This window comes from Lutibacter sp. (assembly GCF_013041805.1).
Taxonomy (GTDB): Bacteria; Bacteroidota; Bacteroidia; order Flavobacteriales; family Flavobacteriaceae; genus Lutibacter.
The window spans coordinates 1-10549 of the sequence record NZ_JABDRI010000068.1; the positions used below are offsets into that span (position 1 = coordinate 1).

The 10549-nt window shown below is 30.6% G+C and carries 12 protein-coding genes; all 12 read left to right on the plus strand.

The annotated features are described in order from the left end of the window. Positions 1–74 precede the first annotated feature (74 nt). A complete protein-coding gene (locus tag HKP59_RS08535) occupies positions 75–1553 on the plus strand; it encodes a DUF5687 family protein (protein WP_291805700.1) in 1479 nt (492 codons plus the stop codon). Between the two features lie 42 nt (positions 1554–1595). Then, complete coding sequence (locus HKP59_RS08540; protein WP_291805703.1) at positions 1596–2291, plus strand: ABC transporter ATP-binding protein; 696 nt, start codon at positions 1596–1598, stop codon at positions 2289–2291. 94 nt (positions 2292–2385) lie between these two features. Continuing rightward, complete coding sequence (locus HKP59_RS08545; RefSeq protein ID WP_291805705.1) at positions 2386–4569, plus strand: hypothetical protein; 2184 nt, start codon at positions 2386–2388, stop codon at positions 4567–4569. A gap of 27 nt (positions 4570–4596) precedes the next feature. Continuing rightward, complete coding sequence (locus tag HKP59_RS08550) at positions 4597–4995, plus strand: polymer-forming cytoskeletal protein (RefSeq protein WP_291805708.1); 399 nt, start codon at positions 4597–4599, stop codon at positions 4993–4995. After that, positions 4964–5194: an AtpZ/AtpI family protein gene (locus HKP59_RS08555; protein WP_291805711.1), complete on the plus strand. Its 231-nt coding sequence runs from the start codon at positions 4964–4966 to the stop codon at positions 5192–5194. The genes HKP59_RS08550 and HKP59_RS08555 overlap by 32 nt, the downstream gene beginning before the upstream one ends. Beyond that, positions 5178–5573, plus strand: a complete 396-nt coding sequence (locus HKP59_RS08560) for a DUF6168 family protein (RefSeq protein ID WP_291805715.1) — start codon at positions 5178–5180, stop codon at positions 5571–5573. Before HKP59_RS08555 ends, HKP59_RS08560 begins: the two co-directional genes overlap by 17 nt. Before the next feature lie 117 nt (positions 5574–5690). Further along, the gene (gene atpB / locus HKP59_RS08565) at positions 5691–6776 is read left to right on the plus strand and encodes a F0F1 ATP synthase subunit A (RefSeq protein ID WP_291805718.1); all 1086 of its coding nucleotides are present in this window, start codon (positions 5691–5693) and stop codon (positions 6774–6776) included. A 32-nt stretch (positions 6777–6808) separates the two neighbouring features. Next, the gene (gene atpE / locus HKP59_RS08570) at positions 6809–7000 is read left to right on the plus strand and encodes an ATP synthase F0 subunit C (protein WP_291805721.1); all 192 of its coding nucleotides are present in this window, start codon (positions 6809–6811) and stop codon (positions 6998–7000) included. Between the two features lie 83 nt (positions 7001–7083). Continuing rightward, the gene (locus HKP59_RS08575) at positions 7084–7584 is read left to right on the plus strand and encodes a F0F1 ATP synthase subunit B (RefSeq protein ID WP_291805723.1); all 501 of its coding nucleotides are present in this window, start codon (positions 7084–7086) and stop codon (positions 7582–7584) included. A gap of 9 nt (positions 7585–7593) precedes the next feature. Further along, the gene (gene atpH, locus HKP59_RS08580; protein WP_291805725.1) at positions 7594–8148 is read left to right on the plus strand and encodes an ATP synthase F1 subunit delta; all 555 of its coding nucleotides are present in this window, start codon (positions 7594–7596) and stop codon (positions 8146–8148) included. A gap of 27 nt (positions 8149–8175) precedes the next feature. Continuing rightward, entirely contained in the window at positions 8176–9753 is a 1578-nt protein-coding gene (gene atpA / locus HKP59_RS08585; protein WP_291805727.1) for a F0F1 ATP synthase subunit alpha, read from the plus strand. 71 nt (positions 9754–9824) lie between these two features. Next, a partial coding sequence (gene atpG / locus HKP59_RS08590) for an ATP synthase F1 subunit gamma (protein WP_291805730.1) occupies positions 9825–10549 on the plus strand: 725 nt, incomplete at its 3' end.

A 10549-nucleotide genomic window follows, 5' to 3' on the forward strand; every position in this document is an offset into this window, starting at 1 on the left:
CCTGAATATAAATTAGTGTAACAATTTATGTTTAAAACATACTTATTAACTGTAAATTCACAAAAACCAATTCAATGATTCAACATTTTGTAAAATTTGAATGGAAACAATTTTTTCGTTCTTCGTATTGGCAAAAAAGTATTGCAATAAATATTTTAATGGTGTTTTTTGCACTTTATTTTATATTGGTATTTTTAGCCTTAGGTTTTGGATTGTATCCAATTCTTAAAAAACAATTTCCAGAATCTGACCCGTTTATTATGGTAAACGGATTTTTGTTTTACTGGTTTTTAGGGGATTTAGTAATGCGTTTTTTCTTACAGAAATTGCCTGTAATGAATATAAAACCACTATTAATTTTACCCATAAAAAAAAGTAAAATTATACATTATGTATTAAGTAAATCGGTAATTTCATTCTTTAACTTCCTGCCTCTTTTTGCAGTTATTCCTTTCGGAACTATTTTAATTTCAGAAGATTATAATACGTCTTCTATCTTAACTTGGATGCTGTTAATGGTGGTTTTTACGCTAATAATTAATTTTTTAAACTTTATTATTGAAAGTAAATCGGCTGAAACAGAATTGTCTTTTTTACCTATTATAGCGATTGCTTCAGGATTGTTTGCTTTGAATTATTTTGAAATAGTTTCATTGTCAGAATTACTCGCAGGTGCTGTAAATTCTATTACTGACAATTCTGTGTTAATTTTGGTTCCAATGGCATTTTTAGGCTTGCTATACATTGTCAACTACTCAATTTTAAGACCTAAATTATATGTTGATGGTTCTTTGAAAGCAAAAGAACAAATTGCCACAACTTCCGATTTAAGTTGGACGCGTAGATTTGGAGATATTGCTCCATTTTTACAACTTGATTTAAAATTAATTTGGCGAAATAAACGACCAAGATCTTCAGTTTTTATTTTAGTTATTGGTTTATTGTATGGTTTATTCTTTTACCCAAATCCAGTTTATAAAGAAATGGTGCCCTTGTTCATATTCGTAGGAATATTTGTAACAGGTATTTTTATGATCAATTTTGGGCAGTTTATTCCTGCTTGGGATAGTGGTTATTATAAATTATTAATGAGCCAGAATATTAAGTACAAGCAATATTTAAATTCAAAATTTTCATTAATGCTTATGAGTGCTATTTTAATGTTTATTTTAAGTATTCCTTACGTATATTTTGGGTGGAAAATATTAGTGATTCATTTTGCAGCTATGATTTATAACATTGGGGTAAATTCTCATGTGTTACTTTATGGAGGTTCATTTAATAGAAAAAAGATTGATTTAACCCAGCGAGCTGCATTTAATTATCAAGGTACCGGAGCTGTGCAATGGTTGATAGGATTTCCATTGTTGTTGTTTCCAATCTTGTTGTTCTACCTTCCATATAAATTTATTGGTTTTGAAGCAGGAATTGCAACGCTGATAATTTTAGGTGGAATAGGAATTGTATTACATCAAAAATTAATGACAGGGATTACAAATAGGTACCTAAAATCGAAACATAAAATGATAAGTGCTTTCGACCAAAATAATTAAGAATTTAACAACTAATCAACTACACGTTTAAAATATAATAGTATGATAAAAGCAACAGAACTTTCAAAAAAATATGGTGGAAACACTGTTTTGAATATAGCATCTTTAGAAATTCCAAAAGGGCAAACTTTTGGATTAGTTGGTAACAATGGAGCAGGAAAAACAACGTTTTTTAATTTATTATTAGATTTAATAAAACCAACAACAGGCGTTATTTTAAATAATGAAATTCAAGTAAATATAAGTGAAGATTGGAAACCTTTTACGGCTGCATTTATTGATGAAAGTTTTTTAATAGGTTATTTAACTCCTGAAGAATATTTTTACTTTATTGGAGAACTTCGAGGAATGAATAAAGCTGATATTGACACATTTTTAACGCAGTTTTCAGAAATTTTTAATGATGAAATTATAGGTAAAAAGAAATATTTAAGAGATTTATCAAAAGGAAATCAGAAAAAAGCAGGTATTGTGGCTGCTTTAATTGGAAATCCTGAAGTGATTATTTTAGATGAGCCGTTTGCAAATTTAGACCCTACAACTCAAATTAGATTGAAAAAATTATTGAGCTATTTAACAAAAGATAGTAATTCTACAGTGCTTATTTCTAGTCATGATTTAGGTCACGTAACAGAAGTTTGTGAGCGAATAGTTGTTTTAGATAAAGGAGATATTGTAAAAGACTTAAAAACTTCGGCTGAAACATTAGCAGAGTTAGAAACGTATTTTTCAGTGTAATTCAAATAAGTAAGTAGATTTTTGTATTTTTACCAACCCTCTTACAATAATTTGGCAGGGTAATTAGTTTAAAGCTAAGTAAAATACATTTCATTTGAAAAACATTGATAAAATAGGCGTAAGCTTTTTAATTTTTCTTTTTGTTGTTAGTTGCTCAACAAAAAAGGATGCATTTTTAAATAGAAATTTCCATTCAACTACTACAAAGTATAACGTGCTTTTTAATGGGAATGAAGCATTAAGAATTGGTTTGCAAGAGCTTAACTCTAATTATGAAGATAATTATTGGGAGCGCTTACCTATAGAACCTTTAAAAGTTGACAAATTAGCTTTACCTGGAATGCAAGGTGATGGAGATAGTTCTCCAAAAGAATTTGAAAGAGCTGAAGAAAAAGCAGTAAAAGCAATTCAAAAACATTCGATGTTAATTGCAAGACAAGAGCGCAACAATCAAATTGATAATGCGTACTTGTTATTAGGGAAATCTCGATACTATTCAAAGCGTTTTGTGCCTGCACTTGAAGCGTTTAATTTTGTGATACTTAATTATCCAAGTGCTGATTTAATTAACGAAACGAGAATTTGGCAAGCCAAAACGTTGGTTCGTTTACAGAATGAAGAGCAAGCTATAGATAACTTAACTAACTTGCTAAAAAACGAAGATTTAGATAAAGAAATTTCAGAAAGTGCGCATACTGCAATTGCGATGGCCTATATAAAAATGGATAGCTTACAGCAAGTAACAAATCATTTAAATAAAGCAGTTTTATCAGATATTAACAAAGAACAAACTGCACGAAACTTATTTGTTCTAGGTCAAATTTATAGAGAAAAGAACCTTCTAGACTCATCAAATATAGCATTCGAAAAGGTAATTGATTTCAAAAAATCGCCTTTTAAATATAGAATCCATGCACACATTGAAAAAGCAAAAAATGTTGTTACCAATGAAGAGAGACTAGCAACAATTACTACATTTAAAAAACTAATAAAAGATAGAGATAACCGTCCTTATTTAGATCAGTTAAATTATCATTTAGGCTTACTTGTAACAAATGATGATGCTGAAAAAGCAATAGGATATTTTAAAGAATCTTTAAGTAAGAGTCGTAAAAATGATTTTCAAAAAGAACTTACTTATGAAGCTTTAGGGAATTCATATTTTGATAAAACATCATTCTTGGTAGCGGGAGCTTTTTATGATAGTATTTTACAAATAACCCAATCGAATAACACAAAACGAGTTAGAAGTATTAAAAGGAAACGAGATAAATTAAACGAGGTTATTTTGTACGAAAACATTTCTAAAAGAAATGACAGTATTCTAAAACTTGTTGGGATGAGCGATGAAGAAAGGGAAACGTATTTCTCTGATTTTATTGTAACGCTTAGAGCTAAAGATAAAGAAAAGAAAGCGAAGCAAAGCGCAGATTTAAAACGATCAAAACAAGCAAAAAACAAACAGTTAAATCAATTAGACAATACAAGTAAATGGTATTTTTATAATATGTTTACGGTATCTTTTGGGAAAGAGGAATTTAAAGCACTTTGGGGCAATAGGCCGCTAGAAGATAATTGGCGTTTATCTACTAAAAACTTGTTGAATGTAGCCAATGAAGTAGCAGTTGAAAACTTACAAGAAGTAGAAGTAGGAAGTGTAAAAAGATATGAAGTATGGTTTTATACCGATCAAATTCCAACTGATATATCTAAAATAGATTCCATTAGAGCTGAAAGAAATTCAGCGTATTTTAAGTTAGGAGTTATTTATAAAGAGCAATTTAAAGAATTAGATTTAGCCACTAGTAAATTAGATAAGCTATTAAGCTTTAATCCTAAACCATCAATTGTGTTGCCTTCTAAATATCATCTTTATAAAATTTATAGTAGCCAAAATAACGATAACGCTACCGAATTAAAAGAAGATATTATTAATGATTTTCCAGCATCAAAATACGCTAAAATTATTTTGAACCCAACTAAAAATGTAAGTGATACTTCTGAAATGACAGTAGAGGATGAATATGCACTACTTTTTTATGAATATAAAGACGAACTCTTTGAAAGTGTAATAGAAAAAGCTACAACCGCAATAGAGAAATACGAAGGTGATAAAATAGTATCAAAATTTGAACTATTGAAAGCTTACGCCATTGGAAAAAAACAAGGTATAGCAGCTTTCAAGGAAGCATTGGATTTTGTTGCTATGAATTATCCAAATACAGAAGAGGCAAGAAAAGCCTTAGAAGTAAGTAATACCATTAAAGAAAAATTATAAGTAAACTCAATAAAAAATTATAGCATCATGTTTTCAGAAAAAAAAGACAAACAACCACAAGTATCAGAACGAAATATTATTGGGAAAAACACTTCATTTACAGGAGATATTATTTCTGAAGGTGATTTTAGAATAGATGGAAACGTTGACGGAACTATTAAAACATCAGGAAGAGTAATTTTAGGTAAATCTGGAGCTATTAATGGTAAGGTTGAATGTAATAACGCTGATATTGAAGGTAAGTTTTCAGGCGAATTAATTGTGCACAGTCTACTCACTTTAAAAGCTACAGCAACTATAAGTGGAGATGTGATTATTAGCAAACTATCTGTTGAGCCTGGAGCTGAGTTTAATGCCACTTGTACCATGAAAGGTTCGGTTAAAGAATTAAAAAATGACAAATCCTCAAAAGAAAAAACAGCTTAATAAATATATTCAGCTTATTGGAGTTGCATTTCAAATGGGAATTACTATTTATTTAGGTGTGTATTTCGGGAAATGGCTAGACGCGTATTTTGAAACCTCAAATAAAACCTATACTATAATTTTAACGCTTTTTTCTTTGCTGGTTGCAATTTGGAGTGTTTTAGCTCAGTTAAAAAACATCAATGATAAATACGATTAAACCAATTCTTTTTTTTGGTAGTAAGCTTCTTGCCGCACTGGTTGTGGTTTTTTGTATTCATCTTTTTATTTTAAATCTGCAACAACTTCCATTGTTTGACAATCAAATTACTGCATCGTACCTAGTGAATGGATTTTTAGCATTCATTATATTTGCCATTTTATACAAGCTAAGGATAAAATATTTAGATTTATTAGGTTTTGTTTATATGGGAGGTAGTTTTTTGAAATTTGGGATATATTTTATTTTTTTCAACCCAATTTTTAAACAAAATGGAGAAGTAAGTAAATTAGAAGCTACCTCATTTTTAATACCCTATCTTTTATGTTTATTAATTGAAACCTATTATTTAATTAAGCTACTAAATAAAACCTTATAAAACATTAAATTACAGCTCTAAAGCGCATTTTAAAATGACCATAAAATATTTTTTGGTTTAAAAGATAAAAACGTACATTTGCAAAATATTTTTAGGACACACTATTAAAGAAGTGAAATGTATAGACATCAATTACTAAAAACGTTTTCGTTATTTTTATTATTTGTTACTTTTTCAGTTACTGCACAAGAACATGCAGAAGAGCACTCACCTGAAGGAAGGGATATTAAAACTGAAATAAAAGAATATATTAGCCATCACTTGTTAGATTCATACGATTTTAGTTTGTTTTCATATACAAACGATGCAGGAGAGCATATTTATGTTGGTGCACCTCTACCAGTAATTTTATGGGATGGAGGTTTACAAGTATTTTCTTCATCTAAATTTCACCACGGAGAAACAGTAGCAGAAGTTGATGGAAATTACTACAAAGTATTTCACAATAAAATTTATAAAACGGATGCTGAAGGAACCATTACTTTAGATGACCATCATCACCCAACAAATACCAAACCATTAGATTTTTCAATTACTAAAAATGTAGCTGTTATTTTTTTAGTGGGATTATTCATGTTTTTTATGTTTAGCAGAATGGCTAAATCCTATAAAACAAATAATTTAATGCCTAAAGGAATGGGTCGCTTGTTAGAGCCAATTATTATGTATATTAGAGATGATATTGCTATTCCAAATATTGGCGAAAAGAAGTACAAAAAATATATGAGTTATTTGCTAACCGTATTTTTCTTTGTTTGGATTATCAACTTATTAGGTTTAACACCATTAGGAGTAAATGTAACAAATAATATTGCGGTTACTTTGGCATTAGCTTTAATAACGTATCTGTTAACAACATTTACGGCAAATAAAAATTACTGGAAACACATATTTTGGATGCCAGGTGTTCCAGTTCCAATGAAATTTATTTTAGCTCCAATTGAATTATTAGGAACAATAATAAAACCTTTCTCATTAATGATTCGTTTATACGCAAATATTACTGCAGGACACATTGTATTAATGAGTATTATTGGTTTGATGTTTATTTTCAAAAGTTGGATTGGTAGTCCGTTATCATTTGGATTAGCTTTTGCATTGGCATTATTAGAATTATTAGTAGCAGCGCTACAAGCTTATATTTTCACTATGTTATCAGCATTATACTTCGGTATGGCTGTTGAAGAACATGATGATCATTAAAATTGAATGTTTAATTAATTAATATATATATCATGAATATTCCAGAAATTGTAGGAGCAGGTTTAATTGTAATCGGTGCCGGTGTAGGTATCGGTAGAATAGGTGGTTCAGCGATGGACGCTATTGCACGTCAACCAGAAGCTTCAGGAAAAATTCAAACAGCGATGCTAATTGCAGCAGCGTTAATTGAAGGAATTGGATTTGCTGCTTTATTTGCTGCATAACAAAACAAACAAATAGCTGCAACGGTTGGTTGTGGCTATTGTTTAAATTAATTAAATATTAAAAATATCAATTTATAATTAATATGGACAAGTTAATAGAACAGTTTTCTTTAGGATTATTCGTTTGGCAATTAGTTTTATTTATAGGACTAGTACTTTTGTTGAAGAAATTTGCTTGGGGGCCAATTTTAAATTCAGTTAGTGAACGTGAAGATGGAATAAAAGATGCATTAGATCAAGCTGAAAATGCTCGTAAAGAAATGCAAAACTTAAATGCTGATAACGAGCGTATTTTAAAAGAAGCAAGAGCTGAACGCGATACGCTTTTAAAAGAAGCACGTGAAATGAAAGAAACTATTATTTCTGAGGCAAAAGAGGAAGCACAAATTCAAGCAAACAAAGTAGTTGAACAAGCGCAAGCTACTATTCAATCCGAAAAACAAGCAGCTATTTCAGATTTAAAAAATCAAGTGGCTGAGCTATCAATAAGTATTGCTGAAAAAGTTGTGAGAGGTGAACTTTCTGACCAAAAAAAGCAAACAAAACTTGTTGAAGATTTATTAAAAGAAGTTACAATTAGTTAATAAAATCAAATGAGCGGATCTAGAGCAGCCATAAGATATGCAAAAGCAATATTAAGTTTTGCACTTGAACAACAAAAAGAAGTTCAGGTGAATGAAGACATGATGTTGATTGCTACTACCATTGAAGAAAGTGATGAATTACAAGTGCTACTTACTAGTCCAGTTATAAAAACTGAATTAAAAAAAGCTGCGTTAAATCAACTTTTTGCATCTAAAGTCTCAAGTTTAACAATAGGTTTAATCAATTTATTAATTGACAATAAAAGATTAGCAATATTAAGTTACGTAGCAAAAAAATATACTGTTCTTTTCGATAAGTTAAAAGGAATAGAAGTTGCGAAGGTGACTTCAGCATTTCCTTTAACGGATGCTTTAAATAAAAAAGTGTTAAGTAAAGTAAAAGAGCTTACAGGAAAAGAAGCAACAATTGAAAATGTAATAAATCCTGAAATTATTGGTGGATTTATCTTACGAATTGGAGATGTTCAATACGATGCAAGTGTTGCAAATAAATTACAAGGATTAAAAAGACAATTTGAAAGCGAAAGCTATCGAAAATTATAAAGTTTTAAGTTTTAAAAAATATATAAAATGGCATCAATAAAACCAGCTGAAGTATCAGCGATTTTAAAACAACAATTAGCAGGATTTGACACGGCAGCTTCACTTGATGAAGTAGGAACTGTGCTTCAGGTAGGTGATAGTATAGCACGTGTATACGGTTTATCTAATGTACAATATGGAGAGCTAGTTGAGTTTGAAGATGGATTAGAAGGAATTGTATTAAACTTAGAAGAAGACAATGTAGGTGTTGTTTTATTAGGGCACTCAAAAACTATTACTGAAGGTTCTACAGTTAAACGTACTGAAAGAATTGCCTCATTAAAAGTTGGAGAAGGCATTGTTGGACGTGTTGTAAATGCATTAGGATTGCCAATTGATGGTAAAGGAGCTATTCAAGGTGAAACTTTTGAAATGCCTTTAGAACGTAAAGCGCCAGGTGTACTTTTCCGTGAGCCTGTAACGGAACCATTACAAACAGGTGTAAAAGCTGTTGACGCAATGATTCCAATTGGTAGAGGTCAGCGTGAGTTAATTATTGGTGACCGTCAAACTGGGAAATCTACAGTGGCTATTGATACCATTATCAATCAAAAAGAATTTTACGATGCTGGAGTACCAGTATATTGTATTTATGTTGCAATCGGTCAAAAAGCATCTACTGTTGCCGGAATTGCAAGTTTATTAGAGGAAAAAGGAGCTATGGCTTATACAACAATTGTTGCTGCTAATGCTTCAGATCCAGCATCAATGCAAGTATATGCTCCAATGGGAGGTGCTGCAATTGGTGAATATTTTAGAGATACAGGTCGTCCTGCATTAATTGTTTATGATGATTTATCTAAACAAGCAGTTGCATACCGTGAGATCTCATTATTATTACGTCGTCCACCAGGACGTGAGGCATATCCTGGAGATGTATTTTATTTACACTCTCGTTTATTAGAACGTGCAGCAAGAATTATTACAGATGATACCATTGCATCTCAAATGAATGATGTTCCAGTTTCATTGAAAGGAAAAGTTAAAGGAGGAGGTTCCCTTACAGCTTTACCAATTATTGAAACACAAGCAGGTGATGTTTCTGCATACATTCCAACAAACGTAATTTCAATTACTGATGGACAAATTTTCTTAGAATCTGATTTATTTAACTCGGGGGTTCGTCCTGCAATTAACGTAGGTATTTCGGTATCTCGTGTTGGGGGTAATGCTCAAATTAAATCAATGAAAAAAGTAGCAGGTACTTTAAAATTAGACCAAGCACAATATCGCGAGCTAGAAGCTTTTGCTAAATTTGGTTCTGATTTAGATTCAGCTACTTTAAATGTAATAGAAAAAGGGAAGCGTAACGTAGAAATTTTAAAGCAAAATCAATCCGATCCATTTAAAGTTGAAGATCAAATTGCAATTATATATGCAGGTTCTAAAAACTTATTAAGAGCGGTTCCTGTTGAAAAAGTAAAAGAATTTGAAAGCGATTTCATTCAATATTTAAATGCAAAGCATAGAGATACGTTAGATGTTTTAAAATCAGGTAAATTAACGGATGAGGTTATTGACACGCTAACAAGTGCAGCAAAAGAAGTTTCAGCTAAATACGCATAAAAATACGTTGGTATGTAGTATTAAGATAAATTTCTCAATACTTAGTACTCAATACTAGAAACCAAATTAGAATGGCAAACTTAAAAGAAATACGTAACAGAATTACATCCATTGGTTCAACAATGCAAATTACTAGCGCCATGAAAATGGTGTCTGCTGCTAAGTTGAAAAAAGCACAAGATGCAATTACTCAAATGCGTCCGTATGCCGATAAGTTGACAGAACTTTTACAGAGTTTAAGTGCAACATTAGAAGGTGAAGTAGGTGGTGTTTATTCTGAACAAAAAGAAGTTTCAAAAGTATTATTGGTTCCAATTACCTCAAATAGAGGTTTGTGTGGTGGATTTAATTCAACAATTATAAAGGCTTCAATTCAATTAATTGAAACTAAATATAAAGGGAAAAAAGTTGATCTTTTAACTATAGGTAAAAAAGGGAATGATATTTTAGCTAAAAACTTTCATGTAATTGAAAATAATAATGAAGTTTTTGATGAGCTAACCTTTGATAATGTTGCTGTAATAGCTGAGAAAATAATGTCTTTATTTGCGGAAGGTACGTATGATAAAGTTGAGTTAGTTTATAATAGATTTAAAAACGCAGCAACTCAAATTGAAACAATAGAACAGTTTTTACCTATTGAACCAATTGAAGGCGAAATAAAAGGTAATACAGATTATATTTTTGAACCTGCAAAAGCTGAAATTGTGTTAGAATTGATTCCAAAATCTTTAAAAACACAATTATATAAAGCCATTAGAGACTCATTTGCTTCAGAGCACGGAGCTAGAATGAC

Coding starts and splice junctions, on each gene's coding strand:
- HKP59_RS08555 (WP_291805711.1), top strand. CDS start 4,964: ATGACAAATCCTCAAAAGAAAAAACAGCTTAATAAATATATTCAGCTT.
- atpB (WP_291805718.1), top strand. CDS start 5,691: ATGTATAGACATCAATTACTAAAAACGTTTTCGTTATTTTTATTATTT.
- HKP59_RS08560 (WP_291805715.1), top strand. CDS start 5,178: ATGATAAATACGATTAAACCAATTCTTTTTTTTGGTAGTAAGCTTCTT.
- HKP59_RS08535 (WP_291805700.1), top strand. CDS start 75: ATGATTCAACATTTTGTAAAATTTGAATGGAAACAATTTTTTCGTTCT.
- atpA (WP_291805727.1), top strand. CDS start 8,176: ATGGCATCAATAAAACCAGCTGAAGTATCAGCGATTTTAAAACAACAA.
- HKP59_RS08540 (WP_291805703.1), top strand. CDS start 1,596: ATGATAAAAGCAACAGAACTTTCAAAAAAATATGGTGGAAACACTGTT.
- atpE (WP_291805721.1), top strand. CDS start 6,809: ATGAATATTCCAGAAATTGTAGGAGCAGGTTTAATTGTAATCGGTGCC.
- HKP59_RS08575 (WP_291805723.1), top strand. CDS start 7,084: ATGGACAAGTTAATAGAACAGTTTTCTTTAGGATTATTCGTTTGGCAA.
- HKP59_RS08550 (WP_291805708.1), top strand. CDS start 4,597: ATGTTTTCAGAAAAAAAAGACAAACAACCACAAGTATCAGAACGAAAT.
- atpH (WP_291805725.1), top strand. CDS start 7,594: ATGAGCGGATCTAGAGCAGCCATAAGATATGCAAAAGCAATATTAAGT.